Annotated in this window: 17 protein-coding genes; 16 read left to right on the top strand and 1 reads right to left on the bottom strand. The window is 73.1% G+C overall.

Annotated elements, in window-relative coordinates:
* Positions 1 to 92 precede the first annotated feature (92 nt).
* The 10 genes from ACFWPT_RS03270 (at position 93) to ACFWPT_RS03225 (ending at position 10,573) form a co-directional block, all read left to right on the top strand.
* Positions 93 to 1,826 (top strand): TniQ family protein, encoded by a 1,734-nt coding sequence (locus ACFWPT_RS03270; RefSeq protein WP_380479159.1) that lies wholly within the window; start codon positions 93 to 95, stop codon positions 1,824 to 1,826.
* Positions 1,823 to 2,599, top strand: a complete 777-nt coding sequence (locus ACFWPT_RS03265) for a TnsA-like heteromeric transposase endonuclease subunit (RefSeq protein WP_380479156.1) — start codon at positions 1,823 to 1,825, stop codon at positions 2,597 to 2,599. Before ACFWPT_RS03270 ends, ACFWPT_RS03265 begins: the two co-directional genes overlap by 4 nt.
* Complete coding sequence (locus tag ACFWPT_RS03260; protein ID WP_380479153.1) at positions 2,596 to 4,761, top strand: transposase; 2,166 nt, start codon at positions 2,596 to 2,598, stop codon at positions 4,759 to 4,761. Before ACFWPT_RS03265 ends, ACFWPT_RS03260 begins: the two co-directional genes overlap by 4 nt.
* 173 nt (positions 4,762 to 4,934) lie before the next feature.
* Positions 4,935 to 6,071, top strand: a complete 1,137-nt coding sequence (locus ACFWPT_RS03255; RefSeq protein ID WP_380479149.1) for a TniB family NTP-binding protein — start codon at positions 4,935 to 4,937, stop codon at positions 6,069 to 6,071.
* Between the two features lie 698 nt (positions 6,072 to 6,769).
* Positions 6,770 to 7,087 carry a hypothetical protein gene (locus ACFWPT_RS03250; protein ID WP_380479146.1) on the top strand — a complete coding sequence of 106 codons (318 nt, stop codon included), beginning with the start codon at positions 6,770 to 6,772 and terminating at the stop codon, positions 7,085 to 7,087.
* Between the two features lie 165 nt (positions 7,088 to 7,252).
* Entirely contained in the window at positions 7,253 to 8,263 is a 1,011-nt protein-coding gene (locus tag ACFWPT_RS03245) for a type II secretion system F family protein (protein ID WP_380479143.1), read from the top strand.
* 164 nt (positions 8,264 to 8,427) lie between these two features.
* Positions 8,428 to 9,027, top strand: a complete 600-nt coding sequence (locus ACFWPT_RS03240; RefSeq protein ID WP_380479140.1) for a type II secretion system F family protein — start codon at positions 8,428 to 8,430, stop codon at positions 9,025 to 9,027.
* A 133-nt stretch (positions 9,028 to 9,160) separates the two neighbouring features.
* The gene (locus ACFWPT_RS03235) at positions 9,161 to 9,433 is read left to right on the top strand and encodes a DUF4244 domain-containing protein (RefSeq protein WP_063348693.1); all 273 of its coding nucleotides are present in this window, start codon (positions 9,161 to 9,163) and stop codon (positions 9,431 to 9,433) included.
* A 292-nt stretch (positions 9,434 to 9,725) separates the two neighbouring features.
* Positions 9,726 to 10,085 (top strand): TadE family type IV pilus minor pilin, encoded by a 360-nt coding sequence (locus ACFWPT_RS03230; RefSeq protein ID WP_380479137.1) that lies wholly within the window; start codon positions 9,726 to 9,728, stop codon positions 10,083 to 10,085.
* Positions 10,073 to 10,573: an Rv3654c family TadE-like protein gene (locus ACFWPT_RS03225; RefSeq protein WP_380479134.1), complete on the top strand. Its 501-nt coding sequence runs from the start codon at positions 10,073 to 10,075 to the stop codon at positions 10,571 to 10,573. Before ACFWPT_RS03230 ends, ACFWPT_RS03225 begins: the two co-directional genes overlap by 13 nt.
* On the opposite strand, the gene ACFWPT_RS03220 is transcribed toward ACFWPT_RS03225, so the two are convergent.
* Entirely contained in the window at positions 10,568 to 13,129 is a 2,562-nt protein-coding gene (locus ACFWPT_RS03220; protein ID WP_380479131.1) for a DEAD/DEAH box helicase, read from the bottom strand. The two genes, ACFWPT_RS03225 and ACFWPT_RS03220, sit on opposite strands and share 6 nt — an antisense overlap.
* Before the next feature lie 221 nt (positions 13,130 to 13,350).
* Between ACFWPT_RS03220 and bldG the strand changes: the two genes are divergently transcribed.
* The 6 genes from bldG to topA all read left to right on the top strand — a co-directional run bounded on the left by bldG (position 13,351) and on the right by topA (position 21,163).
* Complete coding sequence (bldG, locus tag ACFWPT_RS03215) at positions 13,351 to 13,692, top strand: anti-sigma factor antagonist BldG (protein ID WP_049659132.1); 342 nt, start codon at positions 13,351 to 13,353, stop codon at positions 13,690 to 13,692.
* Between the two features lie 165 nt (positions 13,693 to 13,857).
* On the top strand, positions 13,858 to 14,277 hold the full coding sequence (locus ACFWPT_RS03210; protein ID WP_380479128.1) for an ATP-binding protein: 420 nt from the start codon (positions 13,858 to 13,860) through the stop codon (positions 14,275 to 14,277).
* A gap of 496 nt (positions 14,278 to 14,773) precedes the next feature.
* Positions 14,774 to 15,499 (top strand): hypothetical protein, encoded by a 726-nt coding sequence (locus ACFWPT_RS03205; RefSeq protein ID WP_063348695.1) that lies wholly within the window; start codon positions 14,774 to 14,776, stop codon positions 15,497 to 15,499.
* Positions 15,500 to 15,648: 149 nt separating this feature from the next.
* Positions 15,649 to 17,181, top strand: coding sequence for a methyltransferase (locus ACFWPT_RS03200; protein ID WP_380479124.1), 1,533 nt, complete (start codon positions 15,649 to 15,651; stop codon positions 17,179 to 17,181).
* 250 nt (positions 17,182 to 17,431) lie between these two features.
* The gene (locus ACFWPT_RS03195) at positions 17,432 to 17,890 is read left to right on the top strand and encodes a DUF3592 domain-containing protein (protein ID WP_063348697.1); all 459 of its coding nucleotides are present in this window, start codon (positions 17,432 to 17,434) and stop codon (positions 17,888 to 17,890) included.
* Positions 17,891 to 18,280: 390 nt separating this feature from the next.
* Complete coding sequence (gene topA, locus ACFWPT_RS03190) at positions 18,281 to 21,163, top strand: type I DNA topoisomerase (RefSeq protein WP_380479121.1); 2,883 nt, start codon at positions 18,281 to 18,283, stop codon at positions 21,161 to 21,163.
* Positions 21,164 to 21,369 lie beyond the last annotated feature (206 nt).

Raw genomic sequence — 21,369 nt, 5'->3', positions numbered from 1 at the left:
CGCCGGGGATGCCAGCCGACGTCCCGGTTGGCGTGCCTCAGCCCCATCGGCCGGCGCCAGTCGGGCAGGGACGGCTGCTCGAGCTGAGGCCGGTGGGGGTGCGGCGTCTGGCGCTGGTGGCGGCCCCGGCGATGGGCGAGTCGTTCCCGTCGTGGGTGGAGCGAATCGCGGCCGACCACGGGGTTGCGGTAGGCCGGATCGCCCAGCTGCTGGGAATCCCGGCCAGGGAGAACGCCGGGGCGATCTTCCGCCCGATGCTGTACGGCATCACCCCGACCGCGGCGGGTGAGGCGGCGGTAAAGGCCGCCACCGGCGTCGGCGCCGAGCACCTCGCCCTGATGCACCTGTCCCGGTACGGCCGCACCCTGCTGGAGCTGTCCGCGCTGGACGGCGGCGGGGAGTCGGCGGTGCCCATGCTCGCGGTGCGCGAGTGGGCACAGTTCCACGCCTCCCGGGCGTGTCCGGCCTGTCTCGCCGCGACCGGCGGGGTGTGGCAGCTGTGGTGGAAGCTCGGCGTCGCGGCGGTCTGCCCGGTGCACCGTCTGCTGCTGGTCGATGTGTGCCCGGCGTGCGGAATCCGCCTGCGCCAGGGCTACCGCAAGCGCCCCCGCGGCCTGTCGAAGGTCCATGTGAGCGACCCGGCGGGGTGCGGCAACCACGGTGCGGGTGGCCGGTGCGGTCAGGACCTGCGGTTGCTCGTCTCCGAGCCGGTCGACGGGCAGGCGGCTGCTTGGCAGCAGCAAGTGCTCGAGGTTGCAGACGGCGCCCCTGCCCTGCTGGCGGGCCGGCGGATCGACGGGCGCGAGTGGTTCTCGGCCCTCAAGAGCCTCGCCGCCCTGGTGCGCTTCGCCGCCCCCGCGTGCGAGGCGGCATGCCTGTTGCCGGTGCCCGAAGTGGCCCGCGCCGCATTGATCGACGCCGGGGCCGCGAGACCGTCGGTCGGCGGCGCCCACAGCACGCTGCGGACCATGCCCGCCAACGCCGCGCTGGCCCTGGCGGTCCTCGCGGCCGTCCGCCCGATCCTCGGGGCGCGCGGTGAGGACGAAGTGGCCGCCGCGCTGGAGCCATGGGCACGGGCCGCCGTCGCACGCCGGCGGGAACTGCACCACAGCCCGCTGCGGCACCTTCAGCTGCCGCCGGTGCTCCAGCGGGCGCTGGCCAGGGTCGAGCCGCGCAACTCCCGGGTCGCAGCTGCCGCCCGCGCCGTGGGCGCGTCGGTGGACCTGTCCGCCGCCCGGATCCCGCACCTGCTGGACGCGGGCGACTACCGCGACCTGATCGCGCACCACCTGCCGGGCACCGCGCCCGACAGCGGACGGCGCCTGGCCTCCCTCGCCCTCGCCCGTCTCGCCGGCGCCCCTTCTTGGCCCGAGGCTGCGCGGCAGCTGGACATGGACCGGCGGCGCGCGGCCAACGTCACCAACACCCTCGTCCAGCGCATCGCGGACCCGGACGCGTTCTGGCTGGACAGCACCCTGGCCGCCGAGCGCCTGAAGCGCCGCGCTCCCATCGACTACGCCCATCGCCGCTCGGCGCTCGCCCACCTCGTCGAGGTGCCGCACCCGGTCCTGTTCGCCCTGTACCGGCCGCTTCGCCTCCCGGTCACCAACCGGCGCCGCCAGTTGGCCGCCTGGTGGGTCTGGGTGGAACTGACCGGCGGCGACTGGCGCGACGCTCCCGCCTACACCCCTGACGAGAGGGCCACCGCCGAGTCGATGGCGGAGATGTACCGCGCCTTCCGCAAGAACCTTCCCGCCCCGGTGGCCGAGGGCCTTACGGCGTACGGGACCGCCTTGATCCACAAGCACCGCACAGGAGAGTCGTGAACACCCTGATACATCCGCGCTCACGGCGGACCGTCGTCCAGGGGGTCGGCCCGCGCCTGGCCGTCACCTACCTGCAGCCGGGCACCGGCCGGCCGACGACCAGCGCCCTCACCGACGCCTGGGACGTCGCCTTCGAGCAGTGCCTGCCGATCCGCCGCATCCCCAGCCACATCGGCCAGCGCCACACCCCGGGCTGGTTCTGGTCGGCGACCACCTCCACCCTGCTCGGCTACGAGAGCTACCTCGAGTCGCAGTGGCTGACCCTGTTCGACTTCGAGCACGAGGTCGTCGGCCTCTCCACCCAGCCGATGATCTTCGACGGGGTGGACGTCGGCGAGGTCTGGGAGCACACCCCGGACATCTTCTGCCGTCTCGCGGACGGTACCGCCCGCCTGGTCGACGTGAAGAACCCCCGGCGGATCAACGACGAGGACGTCCAGCTCCAAGCGGAGCGGACCCGGATGGTGTGCGAGGAACTCGGCTGGGACTACCAGCTGGTGGGCGCGGTGCCCTCCCAGCGGTACACCAACGTCGCCTGGCTGCGCGGCTACCGCCGTCCCCTGCACGCCGGTGCCGACCTCCTCCCGCGGCTGCTGGCCCTGGCCGCGCAGCCGCTGCCGATCGGCGAACTCCTCAGCTTCATGGACGAGCCCGAGATCGCCCTGCCCGCCCTCTTCCACCTGATGTGGCACCACCGCCTGTCCTTCGACCTGGACCGCCCGATGACGTTCGCCACCACCGTGACCTGCACCGACGAGGAGACGACCCCGTGAATCCGACCACCCGAGGAAGTGGCGCCGTACGCCTTCGCCTGGGCGCACGCATCGAGTGGGAGGAGGAGATCCACGAGGTCATCGGCTTCAACGACACCGGCGTGCGCCTGCGCTCCGAGTCCGGTGCACTGAACGTGATCCTGACCTCCGCTCTGCTGGCCGACCCCACCTTCCGTCTGCCCGACGCGCCGCAGGCTGCCGAGCCGGACCGCAAGGCACAGCTCAGTGCGAGCGCCCTGCTGGACGATCTCGACGATGACCACGAACGCGCCCGGATCCTGGCCCTGGAGGAGAGCCTCCTGGAGGCCACCACCGGCTACCCGACCTGGACCGGCGAGGCGGACGGGCTCACCCCACGCGAGGGCTACGACCCCCGCGCCGTGGCGCTCAGCGCCCGGGTCAAGGCCATGGCTGGTGAACTGGGCCTGAGCGAGCGGGCCCTGTGGAAGGTGATCGACAAGTGGAAGACCGGCGGCCTGTGGGCGCTGGTCGACAAGCGCAGGTTCAAGACCAGCAACCCGCTGGCCGGCGCCGACCCGCGGATCATCAACGCCATCCTCGACCAGGACGCCGCCGAGATCGACGACTCCACCGGCACCCTGGGACGCTTCCACCGCCGCGTGCAGAACCGCCTCAACGCCCAGCACGGCGAAGGAGCTGTCACCCTCCCCTCGCGGGCCACGTTCTACCGTTGGGTCGCGCTGCTGCTGAAGAACCGCCACACCTTCGGTGACGCCACCGCCCGCCGCACCACTGCCAACCAGCCCGACCGCATGTTCGGCCACCTCGTCGCCCACCGCCCCGGCGAGGTCGTCATGATGGACACAACCCCGCTCGATGTGCGCGCTTACGACCCGGCCACCGACACCACCAGCGCGGTCGAGCTGACCATCGCCCTCGACCTGGCCTCCCGATCCCTGCTGGCCTGGCGCATCACCCCCGTGGGCACCAACGCCTTCGACATCGGGTTGCTGCTGGCCGACATGATGACCCCCGAGCCGATGCGGCCCGGGTGGCCGGACCGGCTGCGCTACGAGATGAGCCGCATCCCGCTGCCCCGGCGTCTGGACTACAGCCAGCGCCTTGCGCAGGGCGCCGCCCGACCCGTCGTCATCCCCGAGACGCTGATCATCGACCACGGCCGGCCGTTCGACTCCGACGTCGTCCACCGCGCGTGCACCCGGCTCGGCATCAACCTGCAGCTCGGACGCAAGGCCAAGCCCACTGACAAACCGCAGGTCGAAGCCGTATTCGCCACTATTCGCACCCAGTTCAGCCAGCACGTGGCCGGCTACAAGGGCTACAGCGTCGCCACCCGCGGTAAGAACCCCGACCTGGTGGCCCGCTGGTCGATCGCGGACCTGGAGGAGTTCTTCGCCGAATACGTCGTCCACGTCTACCAGCGCCGCCACCACTCCGGTCTGATCATGCCTGGCTTCCCCGACTACCGGATGTCGCCCAACGAGGCGTACGCCCTCGCGGTGGGCCGCAGCGGCTACGTCGCCTGCCCCACCGACCCCGCGCTGTACTACGACCTGATGCCCATCCAGTGGCGCACCATCCAGCACTACGGCGTCGAGTACCGCAACCTCACCTACGACGCCCCGATCCTGCACCGCTACCGCCGGGCCAAATCGCCCTACCCAGGCGGCAAGTGGCCACTTCGAACCGACCCGCGCAACCTCCTGCACGCCTACTTCCAGGACCCCCACGACGGCCAGTGGCACGTCCTGCGCTGGACCCACGCCGAGGACGGCCAGAGCCCCTTCACCGACGTCACGCTGCGCGAGGCCCTGCGCCTGGTCATCGCCCGAGGCCGCGACAGCAACGACCAAGCTGAGGTCGCCCAGGCTCTGCTGGAACTGAACAACAAGACCGACGCCCCCGAGTCCTGGACCACCACCGACCGCCGGCGCCGCGCCCGCGACGCCGAACGCGCCCGCACCTCCGCCCGCGACCAGCACCGCGCCGCCCAGGCCACCCAGGACGCCGCCGCCTCACGGCTGCCCACCCTGCCGCCGCTCAAGGCCGTTCCCGACCTGAACCTCGACACCGACGAGGACCAGCCCACCGCCACGCCGCCGCGCTTCGACCTCGGCGAACTCGCCGACCTCGAAGTCTGGACCAAACCCACCGAGCACCGTCGGGACAGCCAGCCGTGACCGCCCACCTGCGACGTCCCAACCGCACCCGCACGGCCTGGCGAATCCTCCTCGCTCGTCTCTCGCGGCTCAAACGGCGCATCCATGGCGAAACAACGCGCGTGCTCTCGCCCTTCACCCCGCGGACTCCGCACCGACTCCGCCTTCTTGACCACCACGCAGGAGAACCGACCGTGACGATCCACCCCGGCCTGTCCGAGCCGCGCACCAAGGAGGAGTGGCGGGCCTACCTCGAGGCTGAGCCGCCGGCGCGGCCGAGCATGCCACGGCTGACCGAGTACCTCTCGTGGAGCGATGAGCAGCGAGCCGACTTCGACCACGCACGCGAGGAATACCACTCGGCCCTGATCATCCTGAAGACCGCGCCGATGCAGCGGATCAACCGGCAGATCACCCGCAAGCTCAAGCTCAACACCAAGGCCCAAGCCGGTGCCCGCCCCGGCATCGTCATCGACGGCCCGCCCACCGTCGGCAAGTCCACGCTGGTCAAGACCTTCGCCGCGGACTTCGAACAGAGCCTGCGCACCAAGCACCCCGAGCGGTTCAGCGAGGAGCGCCTCGACGACTACATCCCAGTGGTCTACGTCAGCGTCCCGGCCGGCGCCACCCCCAAGATGCTCTCAGCCGCCATAGCCCACTACCTCTGCCTGGAACTGCCCCGCGGCGCCACGATCTCCGACATCAGCACACGGGTACTGGAAGCCCTGCGCCGCTGCGGCACCGAGCTGATCATCATCGACGACATCCACTTCCTGGACGTGTCGGTCAAGGAAGGGCGCCTGGCCAACGACCACCTCAAGCACCTGGCCAACTTCGCCGCCGCCACCTTCGTCTACACCGGCGTCGAGGTCGAGAAGTCCGGCCTGTTCCTCGAAGGCGGACACAGCGAGCGCGCCACCCAAACCAGCGGACGCTTCACTCTCTTCGAACTGGAACGCTTCAGCATCGACACCCCAGACCAGGCCCGCGAGTGGGCCGAGGTGATCAAGGGCATGGAAAGCGCACTCGCCCTGTTCAAGCACAAGAACGGCACCCTGGTCCGCGAGTGGGAATACCTCCACGCCCGCACCAACGGCAGCATCAGCAGCCTGTCGATCCTCATCCGCGAAGCCGCCCTCGAAGCCGCCGACACCGGCACCGAGAAGATCACCAAAGCGCTCATGGACAGGATCGTCCTGCCCAGAGCCGCCGAACAGTCCTACCGGGACGCCAAGCGCAAGCGCCGCCCGCGCACCCAGCCGCCCGCCCCCGAGACCGGCGGCGACAAGCCGGGCGACGAGGACGGTGGCACCGTACCCGCAGCCGTTTGACCACCACTTTGGCGCTGGCCTGTGCCGCATCACTGTGCGGCGCAGGCCAGCGCGCTTACTGCCAGTTCCGGTCCGGCGCTGCCCGTCAGCGGTTAGCTGGTGACCAAGCTCGGTGTCAGCGCAAGGTGGCGAAGATCCTCGGGCAAGTCCCATTCGACGACGCGCAACCCGTATCGTGCGATCGTCTGCGCGGAAAGCCCAAGTGCCCTCAACGGTGTGCTCTTTCTCTTGGTCGCCCACCGATGGCGCCAGTACTGCTCTCGAGGACTCAACGCCTCCCACGAGTCGAGAGTGACACCTCCGCTGGCAAGCTGTTCCAGCGGTAGCCCTGGCCACGGTGGCGGTGGAACCCACGCCCCCGAACTCAGGTTCACCAAGATCCAGGCCGTGCTGTAGTCCACGAGTTGGTCTCCGTGGACCGCCGAGAGCCGGCAGGCGCGGTACTGCAGGATCGGTGCAAGGAGCCACCGAACAGTCGTGAGTTGCACCACAGCAGCCTGCCCGCGCGGGCCTGGCACGCCAGTGAGCCACGAGCTGGTTTCACCGGAACGAGCGACCTAGCTCGACAGCGTGTGCGTACTGAACTTTCACGTGAGACGGATTCCCATCCACGGCTAGCCAGATGATGGTTCAGTCCGCAGGTCAGACGGGGTGCTTACTGAACGACTCGATGAGAGCGGGACAGCGGCTGCGGCACGGTGCACGCCAACACGGCGGCGGACGTGCCGGTCCGGCTGGAGGCGCTGGGCTCGCTCGCCGGGCTCGACCGGCCCGCGCTGCACAGCCAACTCCGGGCCGCGCTCGACTTGGTGGTGCACCTGGTCAGGGAGCCGGGCTCGGGGCGCCGACGGGTGGCGGAGATCCACACGTTGGCCGCCGGCCGTGACGGCCTGGCCGTCACCACCCCGGCGGTGGAGTTCCCGGTGGCGGGCGGTCTGGTCCCCGGGGCGGGTTGGGAGCGACTGGTCGGGCTGCTGGCGGTGCGCGGGGTGTCGCTCGCTGCGGGGTCGACGTGACGGCGGCGGTGGCCGGGTTGGTGGGTGCGGCCGGGTTGGCGAGTGCGGCCGTGCGGGCGGCGGAACTCGCGTTCGTCCTGCTGCTGGGCGGGTGCGTGGCGGGCGCCCTGACGCTGCTCGGGGCGTGGAACAGGAAAGACCGACGACCGGGAGGGTCCTGACGTGATGAGTGATCAGAGTTCTTTCTGCTGGGCATTGGTGCTGTGCCTGCTGGCCGTCGCCGCATGGCGTGCGGTGCAGGAACAGCTGCCGGGCGGGCGGCGGTACAGGCTGGTGCTGGCGGGCAGCGGGCCCCCGCCCGTTCCGGTGCCGGGCCCGCCGGCGGTGACCGCGGGGCGCGCCCGGCCGCGGACGTCCGACTGGCCGGCGCCCGAACTGTTGCTCCTGCCGGTGGGGTTGGCGGCCGGGCAGGCGACCTCCTCGCCGCTGCCGGTGCTCGCCGCCGGGCTGGCCGTACTGCCGCTGCGGCGTTGGCGGCTGCGACGGCGCGTGACGGTGGAGGCCGGGCGGCGAGCGGCCGCCGTGGTGGAGCTCTGCACAGGGCTGGCAGGGGAGTTGCGCGGCGGGGCGACGCCGGAGCAGGCGTTGCACCTGGTCACGGCCCGCCTCGCGGCCGACCCGGACGGGCTGCGCCGACTCGGCGAGGAACCGGTGGCGCGGCTCGCGGCGGGCCGGTACGGCGGGGACGTGCCCGCCGCGCTGCACCTGCTCGCCGAACTGCCGGGTGGGAGCGGGGCGTCGGCGATCGCGGCCTGCTGGCGGGTCGCCTCCGACGGCGGGTCGGGGCTGGCCGTCGCGCTGGACCGGGTGGCGGAGGCGCTGCGCGGCGAGCGGGCGCTGGCGGAGGAGATTGCCGGGGAACTGGCGGGGCCGCGGACCACGATCGCCGTCCTGGCCGCCCTGCCGGCCGCCGGGCTGCTGCTGGGGGCGGCGCTCGGGGCCGGGCCGGTGGGCATCCTGCTGCACACGCCGGCCGGGCTGGGGTGCCTCGCGGCGGGGGCGGCACTGGAGGGCCTGGGCGTGTTCTGGACGGCCCACATCGTCCGGGCGGCGACTCAGGGCGCTCAGGGCGCCCTGGAGGCTCCCCGGCGGGCTGCCGGGGAGCGGGGCGCTGGTGGCGGCGGGAGCTGCGGGCTCTCACGGGTACGGGCGCGGGCGGAGGTGGTGTCGGGGTGATCCGGGGAGTCGGGTGGGTGATCGCCGGGGGTCCGGTGGTGGTGGCCGGTGTGGTGCTGGTGCGCGGGTGGGCGCGACAACGGCGGTTGTTCGGGCGGGTGTTGGTGCGAGTGCCGCCGGCATCTGGTGGTGGCGGCGGTCGTGGTGGCGGGCGTTGGCGGCCTGTGGCTCTGGCTGTGGGCGCCGGGGCCGGCGCGGCGGTGTTGCTCGGCGGCGCCGTCGGGGTGGTCGTCGGGGCGCTGCTGGCGGCGGGCGTGCACCGGTGGTCGGCCCGGGTGCGGTCCCCGACGGAGCGGCGGGCGGTCCTGGAGGAGGAGCTGCTGACCAGGCAACTCCCGCTGAGTGCCGAGCTGTTGGCGGCCTGCCTCGGTTCGGCGGCCTCACCCTCGGCAGCGGTGTCGGCGGTCGGCCGGAGCGTGGGGGCACCGATGGGGCCCCGGCTGGTCGCGATCGGTGCCGAACTGGCCCTGGGTGCGCCGCCGGAACTGTGCTGGAGCCGTTTGGGCGAGCAGCACCCGTCGCTGGCCCCGCTGGCCCGCTGCCTGGTCCGGACTAGCCTCGGCGGGGCTCCGGCGGCCGGGCCCTTGATCGGGCTCGCGCAGGGGCGGCGGACGGCGGCGGCCCGGGCGGCCCAAGCCCGGGTCCGCCGGGCGGGGGTGCTCGCCACCGCTCCGCTCGGGCTCTGCTTCCTCCCGGCCTTCGTCCTGATCGGCGTGGTGCCGGTCGTCATCGGCCTCACCACCCGCTTCGCCCAGGGCGGGTGAACGCGGGGCCGCGCCAAGCGGATCGGCGGCGGAGCCGTGGGCAGCGGCGTCGGCGGCAGCCGCGTAGGAGGCATCGGGGACATCGGTATGGCGGGGCATCGGTATTTCGGAATTTCGGAGACAGGAGAGATTCATGACCGCAGTGATCGCAACGAGGCCCGGCAGCGGGCGCGCGCTCCGTCAGGCGCCCGGGGTGTGGCGGCGCAGGAGCCGCTGGGCGGCCCGCCGGATGCGCGGGATGGCCCGGAGCCGGGGCCGGTCGGACGCCGGGATGACCACGGCGGAATACGCCGTCGGCACCTTGGCCGCGTGTGCCCTCGCGGCCGGGCTGTACAAGGTGGTGACCAGCGCGACCATCATGGGGGCGCTGACCGATTCACTGGAACGGGCGCTTCATGCGACCTAGCGACCGTCCGCGAACTCCCGCCTGCGCGGCGGCGTTGGGGGACGCGTCTCGTCGCGTTGCCGTCGGCCGGCAGGCGTCCCCCGGCCTTCGGCCGGGAGGTGCCCCCTCCGGGTCGGGCCCCTCCGCTGCCGTTCGGTGCGCGCACCCCGACGCCGCCGCGCACCGCCTCCGGGTGGATGGCGGGAGGCCGAAGGCTCGCCCTGGCCTGGCGGCGGCACGTGGTGGCGGGCGGGCGCGGTCGCTGCGGCCGGGCCGTCGCGGCGATGCGGGCTTCGTCACGGCGGAGACCGCGGTGGCCCTGCCGGCGCTCGTCCTGCTCGCGGCGATGCTGATCTGGGGCGTACTGGCGGCGGCCGCGCAGATCCGCTGTGTGGACGCGGCCCGGGTCGGGGCCAGGGCGGCCGCACGCGGGGAGGCGGACGCCGCCGAACTCGCCCGCGCGGCCGCGCCGCCGGGGGCCCAGGTGCGGGTGGCGATGGCGGCGGAGGTGGTGCGGGTGGAGGTGGACGCGCCGTGCGGGGCGCCGGGCAGGCTCGGCGGACTGCTCACGGTACGGCTGGGCGCGACCGCGGTGGCGGCGCGGGAGGACACCCTCGTGGGGGCCACGGGAGGTGCGGTAATCGCGGGAGGTGGTGGTTCATGGCCGGCCTGACCGGGGTTCGGTTGGGGGCGCGGCGGTGGGCGAGGACTCGTACCGCCCGGGCGGCCGCCGTCGGCGGGCGCGGGCCGGACGCCGGTTCGGCGACGGTCTGGCTGCTCGCCCTGGCGATGCTCGGCACGGCGGTCTTCGCCGGGACGATCGCGGTCGGAGCGGTGGTCGCCGCGCGGCATCGGGCCGAGTCGGCCGCCGACCTGGCGGCGCTCGCGGCCGCGGACCGGCTGCTGCTGGACCCGGACGGCGGGTGCGGGCGGGCCGAGGGGATCGCCGCCGCGCAGGGCGCTGGTCTGGTGTCCTGCACGGTGGACCGGACGGGGGACGCCGTCGAGGTGGTGGCCGAGGTGACGGTCGGTGGGCTGCCGGCGCGTCTGCCGGTCGGCCCGGCGCGGGCGAGGGCGCGGGCCGGGCCGGTGCGGGCCGCGGTCACCGCCGCCGAGGACGGCCTCGGCGGGCCGACCGGCGGCTCGGCGGCGGGCTCATGAGCCGGTCGGCGGCCCACCGTCCGCGCTCGGCTCGGGCTTCGCCTCGGAGTCCTTCTCGGGGTCCGTCTCGTGGTCCGTTTCGGAGCTCGCTGAGGGGTTCGCTGAGGGGTCCGCTGAAGGGCCTGTTGAGGAGTCTGCTGAGGGAGCCGCCGCCCCAGGGTCCACTGAGGGGTCCGCCGTCCTGGAGCCTGCCGTCCTGGAGCCTGCCGTCCTGGAGCCTGCCGTCCGGGCGCCTGCCGTCGTGGGGGCGCCGGCCAGCAGGACATCCAGCAGTTGGACGGCTGCGGCCTTGTCCAGCGGCTCGTTCCCGTTGCCGCACTTGGGTGACTGGACGCAGGACGGGCAGCCGCGCTCGCACTCGCAGGAGGCGATCGCCTCGCGCGTGGCCGTCAGCCACTCGACGGCCCGCTGGAAGCCGCGTTCGGCGAAGCCGGCCCCGCCCGGGTGGCCGTCGTAGACGAACACGGTGGGCAGTTCGGTGTCGGGGTGCAGCGGAACGGAGACGCCGCCGATGTCCCAGCGGTCGCAGGTGGCGAACAGCGGCAGCAGGCCGATCGAGGCGTGCTCGGCGGCGTGGGCGGCGCCGGGCAGCTGGTCGAGCGGAAGGTCCGCGTCCAGCAGCTGGTCCTCGGTGACGGACCACCAGACCGCGCGGGTGCGCAGCGTGCGGGGCGGCAGGTCGAGCTTGCTCTCGCCCATGATCTCCCCGGTGGAGATCCGCTTCCGGAGGTAGCCGACCACCTGGTTGACCACCTCCACCAAACCGAAGCTGAGCCGGCCCTCGCCCCAGGGAACGGTGGTGTCGGTGTCGAGCACGGAGATGGAGGTGATGTCGCGGGCGGCCGTGGTGTACGGCGGGTCGGCCGGCTCGACCAGGGCGACCGAGTTCTCCAGGTCGAGTTCCCGGACCAGGAAGGTGCGGCCCTGGTGCAGGTGGACGGCCCCGGTGTGGACGGTGGTGTGGGCGGCCGCGGCGTCCACCGTGCCGAGCAGGCGGCCGGTGTCGGCCTCGACGATCTGCACCGGGCTGCCGCCGCTGCCGCGCAGGTCGACGGCGTCGGCCGCGCGTTCGCGGCGGGTCCAGTACCAGGAGCCGTCGCTGCGCCGGCGCAGCAGGCCGCGCCGTTCCAGGACGGGCAGCAGCGGTGCGGTGGAAGGGCCGAACAGCTCTAGGTCGGCGTCGGTGAGCGGGAGTTCGGCGGCTGCCGCGCACAGGTGCGGCGCGAGGACGTGGGGGTTGTCCGGGTCGAGCACGGTGGCTTCGACGGGCGCCGCGAACAGCGCCTCCGGGTGGTGCACCAGGTAGGTGTCCAGCGGGTCGTCCCGGGCGATCAGGACGGCCAGCGCGCCCTGGGCCTCGCGGCCCGCCCGCCCGGCCTGCTGCCAGAGCGAGGCCCGGGTGCCGGGGTAGCCGGCCATCAGGACGGCGTCGAGGCCGGAGACGTCGACGCCGAGTTCGAGAGCGGAGGTGGAGGCGAGTCCGAGCAGCCGGCCGCTGTGCAGCGCGCGTTCCAGGGCCCGGCGTTCGTCGGCGAGGTAGCCGCCGCGGTAGGCGGCCACCCGGTCGGCGAGCGGTCGGCCGAGCTGGTCCTGGGTCTGGAGGGCGACGAGTTCGGCGGCCCGGCGGGAGCGGACGAAGACGACGGTGCGGGTCTGGCGCTCGACCAGGTCGGTCAGCAGGTGCGCGGCCTCGGCGGTGGCCGTGCGGCGGACGGGCGCGCCGTGTTCGCCGACGTTCTCGGTCAGCGGCGGCTCCCAGAGGCCGAAGACCATCGGTCCGCGCGGCGAGGCGTCCTCGGTGACCGCCCGGGCGGGCAGGCCGGTCAGGCGCTCGGCGGTGGCGGCCGGGTCGGCGGTGGTGGCGGAGGCGAGCAGGAAGGTGGGTGACGAACCGTATCGGGCGCAGATGCGGCGCAGCCGTCGGAGCACCTGGGCGACGTGCGAGCCGAACACGCCCCGGTAGCTGTGGCACTCGTCGACGACCACGTAGCGCAGCACCTTGAGGAAGGAGGCCCAGCGGGCGTGGGCGGGCAGGATGCCGCGGTGCAGCATGTCCGGGTTGGTGAGCACGTACGAGGCGTACTGGCGGACCCACTCGCGTTCCTCGGGCGGGGTGTCGCCGTCGTAGAGGGCGGGTCGGACCCGGGGCGGGGCGAGTTCGGCGGCCCGGCGGCGCTGGTCGGCGGCGAGCGCCTTGGTCGGGGCGAGGTAGAGCGCGGTGGCGCCGCGGCCGTTGCGGGCCTCGGTGCCGTCCAGCAGGTCGCTGAGGACCGGGGCCAGGTAGCCGAGCGACTTGCCCGAGGCGGTGCCTGTGGCGATCACCACAGTCTGACCGCTTTTGGCCAGATTCATCGCTTCTGCCTGGTGCGCCCAGGGCTGCTCCACGCCGACGGCGAGGGCGGCGGCCACGATCTCGGGCCGGATCGACTCGGGCCACGGCGCATAACGCGCAGGTCGGGCGGGAAGGTGCTCCGTATGGGTGAGCCGGTCGGACCGCCCCCGGCTGGTGGACAGGGTCGTGAGCAGTGCCTCGGGCAGGCTGTGTCGGGGCGGCATGAGGACCCAGTGTGTCACCGGCGTGACGGAGAATCGTCGTAAGCCATCGTGCGGGCATGGTCGCAGGTGGTTGAATGTGGCCGTGACGGCCGGATGGCCGTGGGTCGCAGCGCCGAGGCTTGCCACGTGTGGCTGGGCGCGCCCGGGCTCGCGACCATGCGGTGGCGGCCGGCCGGCCGAGGATCGCACATGACGTAGCAAGGCAAGGTGCTGGAGGTTCCGTGGACCTGTCCCTGTCGACCCGTTCAGTCGGCGATCGTACGGTCGTCGAGGTTGGCGGCGAGATCGATGTGTACACCGCCCCGAAGCTGCGGGAGCAGCTGGTCGAGCTCGTCAACGACGGCAAGTACCACCTCGTCGTCGACATGGAAGGCGTTGACTTCCTCGACTCGACCGGTCTCGGTGTGCTGGTGGGCGGTCTGAAGCGGGTGCGTGCCCACGAGGGCTCGCTGCGCCTGGTCTGCAACCAGGAGCGCATCCTGAAGATTTTCCGCATCACCGGCCTGACCAAGGTCTTCCCGATCCACACCTCGGTGGACGACGCGGTCAACGCGACCGACTGACGCGGCCGGGCCGGCCCGTGCCCGTGGAGGCCGGCCCGTTCGTTCCAAGCGTCCGGAGTGCCGGGGCCTGCGGGCCCCGGTGCTTCCCGGCCGCCCCGGGGCCGGTTCCGCCGGCCCGCAGGGGCCGCATCGTCGGCCCTGGTCGGAGCACCCCGAAGGGGAGAGATGGCAACCGTCGAACTTCGATTCAGCGCGCTTCCGGAGCACGTGCGAACGGCCCGGCTGGTCGCCGCGGCCGTCGCGAGACGGGCCGGGGTCGACGAGTCGGTGCTCGACGAGGTACGGCTCGCGGTCGGTGAGGCCTGCTCCCGTGCGGTCGGCCTGCACCAGCGCGGCGGCATCGGTGGCACGGTCCGGGTCGCGTTGACCGACCAGGAGAAGCGTTTCCTCATCGAGGTCGAGGACGAGGCCGGCCCCGCCGCCGTCCCGGCCTCCGGTGCCGCCGAGGGGGCGGACCCGGACGAGGACACCCTCGGCCTCGCCGTGATCACCGGCCTGGTCGAGGACCTGGAGGTCACCAACGGCACGGACGGCGGCCTGATCCGGATGAGCTGGCCGGTCTCGGTCGAGTCCGTGGTGGTCTGAGGGCCCGGCCTTCGGCGTGCCTCGCGTGCCCGGGGTGGTCCGGGCGTCGGCCCGGTCCTCTGGGACGCGTTGAAACGTTGTTGAATCTGGCGGTTCGCTGCTTCCGGCACGACCGGGTCCGATCGGTGATCGGACCCGTCGCGACAAGGAAGCCCCTGCGGATTCGCATTCTGCGGCCGGTCGACAGGCCAGGCAGGCCGGACAGGCCGCCGCCACGCTGAAGGCCGCACCCACCACCGAGGCGCTCCGGGCCGAGCTGCCGACCAGCTCCTCGGTGAGCACCGGGAGCGAAGAGGTCCGCTTCGGCACGCCGGTCGGCGTGCCGCGCGCCGTCCGGCCCGGCGATCCGATCCGCCCGATCCGCGTCGAGCGCGCCCGAGCGGGGCCGGGCACCCGGTGGGGGCAACCCGGGGCCCGGGAACCGGTCGGCAGGCGGCGGACATCGGCCGTGTAGGTTCGACGACCGAAGACGACCGAAACCGAAAGGCTCCTCCCGGTGAACAAGCGACTGCTGGCCGTACCCGTCCTCGGCGCGCTGCTCGCGTTCGGCGCCGTCGGCTGCGGCGGCGACGACAACGGCAAGCAGCTGGAGTCCTGGGCGTCGAACGTCTGCGGCTCGGCCAAGGACCCGATCGTCCAGGCGCAGGCCGCGCTCGCCGACACCGCCCAGGTGAAGACCGGCGAGACCCCGACCGAGCTGCAGAAGCGGCTCTCGACGGACATCGGGCGGCTGGCCAAGACCAACCAGGACATCGCGGCGGCCATCACCGCGGCCGGGGTGCCCAAGGTGAAGGACGGCGAGAACCTGCAGAAGGACGCCGTCGCCGAGTTGACCAAGGCGGCCGACGGCTATCAGGACATCCAGAAGAAGCTGGACGCCGTGACCAACACCGACCAGTCGAAGTTCGCGGACGGCCTGCGCAGCATCTCGGACCAGATCCAGCAGTTGGCCTCGCTGTCCACGCAGGCGCAGGGCAAGCTGCAGCGCGGCGACCTCGGCGCGGCCATGGCCAAGCAGGACGGCTGCAAGCCCGCCGCCGCGGCCCCGGGCGGCGCGTCCGCCACCCCGAGCGCCGGGGCGCCCGGTGGGACGCCCGCGCCCGGCGCGACGGATGGCGCGAGCCCGTCGACCACCCCCTCCGCGGGCACCGACACCACCCCGGCGAGCCCGCCCGCCGCCCCGCCGACCACCCCGACCACCCCCGTGCCCAGCGCGAGCTGAGCCCGGGGCCGTCGGGCCGGCCGCCCCGGCGCCGGTCCGGAGGGTGCCCGACCCTGCCCCCGACCCTGCCCCGACCCGCCCTCGAAGACGGCCCCCGACCCGCCCCGGACCCGGCGGCCGCCCGGTCCGGGGCGGGGGACAATGGCGGGGTGATCAGTAGCCCCGTTCTCGACCAGACCCGCCTCGCCAAGTTGCGTGAGGCGCTGCTCGCCGCCTCGTTCACCGCCGATGGCTGCCTCGACCTGCTCGGGCCCACCGGCTATGCGGCGTTGGCCCGTAGCGAGGCCGTGCCGGCGCTCCGGGCGACCAGGGGCGGCAGCCCGCTGGAGACGCTGGTCCGGCTGTTCCTGCTCCAGCAGCCGGTGCCGTACCGGGTGGCCGCGGCCGCGCTGCCGGTCGAGGACTGCCTGGCCGACGGCTGGCTGCGCTCCGACGGTGAGCTGGTGCGGGCGACGGTGGACGTCCGGCCGTATGCCAACGAGGTGGCCGGGATGGGCAGTTCGGACGCCTGGGTGGTGTCCGACCTGGGCTGCGCGGTGGGTGGCGCGGGCGGTATCGGATCCGGCGAGACCGCGCACGGGGTGGCCCGCAAGGACCTGGTGCTCGGGGTCGGCGGCGCGTCGACGACGCTGGCCAACATCACCGTGCGCCGTCCGGTCCGGTCCGCGCTGGACCTCGGTTCGGGTTCCGGTGTGCAGGCGCTGCACGCGGCCCGGCACGCCGGGCAGGTGACCACCACCGACCTGAACCCCCGCGCGCTGCGCTTCTCCGAGCTGACCCTGGCGCTGTCCGGTTTCGAGCGGCGGGAGGCACTCACCGGCAGCCTCTTCGAGCCGGTCGGGGAGCGCCGGTTCGACCTGATCGTCTCCAACCCGCCGTTCGTGATCTCGCCGACCGGCCGGTTCACCTACCGCGACGGCGGCATGGCCGGCGACGACCTGTGCCGCAGCCTGGTCCGCTCGGCCGCCGACCACCTGGAGCCGGGCGGCTACTGCCAGTTGCTCGCCAACTGGCAGCACGTCAAGGGCGAGGACTGGCACGAGCGGCTGGCCGGCTGGGTGGCGGGCACCGGGCTGGACGCCTGGATCGTCCAGCGGGAGGTCCAGGACGTCGCCCAGTACGCCGAGTTGTGGCTGCGGGACGGCGGCGATCACCGCGGTCCGGGCGGCGACTACCAGGCCCGGTACGGCGAGTGGCTGGACGCCTTCGAGGCGGGCCGGGTCGATGGTATCGGCATGGGCTGGATCACCCTGCGGGCGAGCGGCGCGGAGCGCCCGACCGTCCGGGTGGAGGAGTGGCCGCACCCGGTGGAGCAGCCGCTGGGCCCGCACATCGAGGAGTGGTTCGACCGGCAGGACTTCCTGCGTTCGCACGACGACGCGGGCCTGCTCGCGACCCGTTACGTGCTGGCCGACGAGGTGGTCCAGGAGCAGGTCGGCGAGCCGGGCGCGGAGGACCCGGAGCACGTGATCCTGCGTCACAACCGGGGCATGCGGCGGGCCACCAAGGTGGACACGGTGGGTGCCGGTTTCGTCGGGGTCTGTGACGGTTCGCTGTCGGCGGGCGAGATCGTGGACGCCATCGCGCAGTTGCTCGGCGAGGACCGGGTGGTGCTGCGGGACCGGGTGCCCGAGTCGCTGCGGCTGCTGACCGAGCAGGGGTTCATCCGCCCGGCAGGCTGATCCGGTTCACCTGGCGCGGCGCGCCTGACCCGCGGCGCACCGCGACGAACCCGGCGCGGCGTCCTCGGGGTGATGCACCCGGGCGTGGCGTCCTCGGTGCGGTGCCCCTGGCGGGGGCGGTCGGCGCCGGTTCACCTTCCCGTACTCCCCGGTTCGTCCGGCGGTCTCCGGTCGGCCGCCGCGCGTTGGCCCCCTGCTGTGAGGCTCTGTCCACAGGCTGTGGACAGAGCTGGGGAGCCGGGGGCCAGGGGTGGACACGACGACGGCGACGGTGGGCGGGCTGGTGCTCGCCCTCTTCGGTGGCGTGCTGCTGCTCTGGTGCGCCGCCGAGGTGCGCCTGCGCCACCGGATGCGCCGCTCGGGGGCGTCGGCGGTGGCCACGGTCGTGGCCGAGGACGAGGCGCACGGCCAGCTCGACAGCGCCCCGCTGCTCTCCTTCTCCGTCCTGCCCCCGGCCGAAGGGGCCGGAGCTGGCCGGATCGCCGAGCTGGTGCTCACCCGTCCGCGCGGACACACCCCGCTGCGCCGTCCGGACCGCTTCACTCCGGGCGCCCCGGTGCGGATCTGCTACGACCCGCGCCGCCCGAGCCGGGTGGTGCTGGCGGCCGGGGAGGTCCGCCGGGCAGCCGTCGCCGACCTGCTGTGGAGCGTGCTCGGCATGGGTTGTCTGGCGGCGGGTGCCGGGCTGCTCGTGGCGGTCAACGGCTGAATCCGGGGCGGTCGGCCGACCCCGGTCGGGCTCGCCGGGAACCGGTGGCCGGCGCCCTGCGGAGGCCTCGCTGCGGCCCTCCGTGGGGCCGTCGATATTCCGTTGACAGATTTTGAAATCCGTCATTCCATCCTCCGGAACCCGCCGAAGCCCCCCTCCACGGGGCGCGAACCTCCGTCATCGGGTTACCGTTCGAGTGGCGTCGGTGAGCCCGGCAAAGTGAAAACGCGGGATCCTTCCGTTTGACAAGAGTGGCCGGGGTACGGTCACACTCCGCTGGTGGGGTCGTCGTACAGCGGCAGCCCCGGGGCGGTGGAGGGGTCGGGCGGAGCGCAGCCCGTGCTGCCGGCGCCGACCAGCCCACATAAGGACCGGGAGAGAAGAGCGAAGGTGTCCCCGAGCAGCGAGACCGCGCACGGACAGCGACTCGTCATTGTCGAGTCGCCGGCCAAGGCGAAGACGATCAAGGGCTACCTGGGCCCCGGCTACATCGTCGAGGCGAGCGTCGGGCACATCCGCGACCTCCCCAGTACCGCGGCGGAGGTCCCGGACAAGTACACCGGCGAGGTGCGCCGCCTCGGGGTGGACGTCGACCACGACTTCGCCCCCATCTACGTGGTCAACGCGGACAAGAAGTCCCAGGTCAGCAAGTTGAAGTCGCTGCTCGCGGAGTCCGACGAGCTCTTCCTCGCCACCGATGAGGACCGCGAGGGCGAGGCCATCGCGTGGCACCTCCAGCAGGTGCTCAAGCCCAAGGTGCCGGTGCACCGGATGGTCTTCCACGAGATCACCAAGACGGCGATCCAGGAGGCGGTGGCCAACCCGCGCGAGCTCAACCAGCGCCTGGTCGACGCCCAGGAGACCCGCCGCATCCTCGACCGCCTCTACGGCTTCGAGGTCTCGCCGGTGCTGTGGAAGAAGGTCATGCCGAAGCTCTCGGCGGGCCGGGTGCAGTCCGTCGCGACCCGGCTGGTGGTCGAGCGCGAGCGCGAGCGGATCGCCTTCCGCACCGCCTCGTACTGGGACCTGGTCGGCACCTTCGGTACCGGCCGCACCCCGGCCGACGCGGCCAACCCGGAGACCCTCGGCGCCCGCCTGTCCTCGGTGGACGGCAAGCGGATCGCCACCGGCCGCGACTTCGGCTCGGACGGCCGACTGAAGGCCGGCAGCGCCAACACGCTGCACCTGGACGAGCAGGCCGCCCGGCAGCTGGCCGCCGCCCTGGAGCAGACCGCGTTCAGCGTCCGCAGCGTCGAGTCCAAGCCCTACCGCCGCTCGCCGTACGCGCCGTTCCGCACCACCACGCTCCAGCAGGAGGCCAGCCGCAAGCTGGGCTTCGGCGCCAAGCGGACCATGCAGGTGGCCCAGAAGCTGTACGAGAACGGCTTCATCACCTATATGCGCACCGACTCCACCACGCTGTCGGAGACCGCGATCTCCGCCGCCCGCGCGCAGGTCACCCAGCTGTACGGGGCCGACTACCTGCCGGACGCCCCGCGCACCTACGCCAGCAAGGTCAAGAACGCGCAGGAGGCGCACGAGGCCGTCCGCCCCTCCGGCGACCGCTTCCGCACCCCCGCCGAGACCGGCCTGACCGGTGACGACTTCCGGCTCTACGAGCTGATCTGGATGCGCACCGTCGCCTCCCAGATGAAGGACGCGGTCGGCCAGTCGGTGACCGTCAAGGTCGGCGGCGCGTCTGCGGACGGCCGTGACGTCGAGTTCTCCGCCTCCGGCAAGATCATCACCTTCCACGGCTTCCTCAAGGCCTACGTCGAGGGCGCGGACGACCCGAACGCCGAGCTGGACGACCGCGAGCGCCGGCTGCCGCAGGTCGTCGAGGGCGACCCGCTGGCCGCCGAGCAGCTCACCCCCGAGGGCCACGCCACCAAGCCGCCGGCCCGCTACACCGAGGCCTCGCTGGTCAAGGAGCTGGAGGACCGGGAGATCGGTCGCCCCTCCACCTACGCGTCGATCATCGACACGATCATCCAGCGCCGGTACGTGTTCAAGAAGGGGACGGCGCTCGTCCCGTCCTTCCTCTCCTTCGCCGTGGTCAACCTCCTGGAGAAGCACTTCGGCCGGCTGGTCGACTACGACTTCACCGCCAAGATGGAGGACGACCTCGACCGGATCGCGGCCGGCGAGGCCAAGTCCGTGCCGTGGCTGAAGCGCTTCTACTTCGGCGAGGGCGACGGCCACGCGACCGGCGGCGCCGCCGAGGCCGGCAACGGCGACGGCGACCACCTGGGCGGCCTGAAGGAACTGGTCACCGACCTCGGCGCGATCGACGCCCGGGAGATCAGCTCGTTCCGGATCAGCGACGACATCACCCTGCGGGTCGGCCGCTACGGCCCGTACGTCGAGCGCGCCTCCGACGTCGAGGGCGAGCCCGGCCAGCGCGCCGACATCCCCGACGAGCTGCCGCCGGACGAGCTCACCGTCGAGCTGGCCGAGGAACTGCTGGCCAAGCCCAGCGGCGACTTCGAGCTCGGCCCGGACCCGGTCAGCGGCAACATGCTGGTCGCCAAGGACGGCCGCTACGGCCCCTACGTGACCGAGATCCTGCCCGAGGGCACGCCCAAGACCGGCAAGAACGCGGTCAAGCCGCGCACCGCCTCGCTGCTGAAGACGATGTCGCTGGACGCCGTCACCCTGGAGGACGCGCTGCGGCTGCTCTCGCTGCCGCGCGTGGTCGGCGCCGACGCCGAGGGCGTGGAGATCACCGCGCAGAACGGCCGCTACGGCCCGTACCTCAAGCGCGGCACCGACTCCCGCTCGCTCACCGACGAGGAGCAGATGTTCACGGTCACCCTGGAGGAGGCCCTGGCCATCTACGCCCAGCCCAAGCAGCGCGGCCGGGCCGCCGCCGCCCCGCCGCTCAAGGAGCTGGGCACCGACCCGGTCAGCGAGCGTCCCGTCGTGGTCAAGGACGGCCGCTTCGGACCGTACGTGACCGACGGCGAGACCAACGCCACGCTCCGCAAGGACGACGAGGTCGAGACCATCACGCCGGAGCGCGGCTACGAGCTGCTCGCCGAGAAGCGGGCGCGCGGGCCGGTGAAGAAGACGGCGAAGAAGGCCCCGGCCAAGAAGGCGACCGCCAAGAAGGCGACGGCGACCAAGACCACGGCCACCAAGACCGCGGCCGCGAAGAAGACCGCCGCCAAGAAGACCGCGACGAAGGCGACGGCGACGAAGGCGACCGCGGCGAAGAAGACGGCGGCCAAGAAGACCGCCGTCGGGAAGGCCGCGGCCACCGACGAGGGCTGATCTCCTCCGGATCCTCCGGCAGGGGCTCCGTCGGTGCCGCTGCCAGTGCCTTCGCCGGCACCTTCGCCAGTGCCCCGCCAGTGCTTACGGGCCCGCGACCCCACCCCGGGGACGCGGGCCCGAGGCCGGTCGGACGGTGTGCGCGGAACGTCACAACCCGGTGATGAGCGGGATCCGGAACCCCGTTCATCTCATTCCGGTCAACC

This window comes from Kitasatospora sp. NPDC058478, from assembly GCF_042720345.1.
In the GTDB taxonomy this organism is placed as follows: Bacteria; Actinomycetota; Actinomycetes; order Streptomycetales; family Streptomycetaceae; genus Kitasatospora.
Note: the sequence above shows the minus strand (reverse complement) of the source record. Positions and strands in the feature narration are given on the sequence as shown.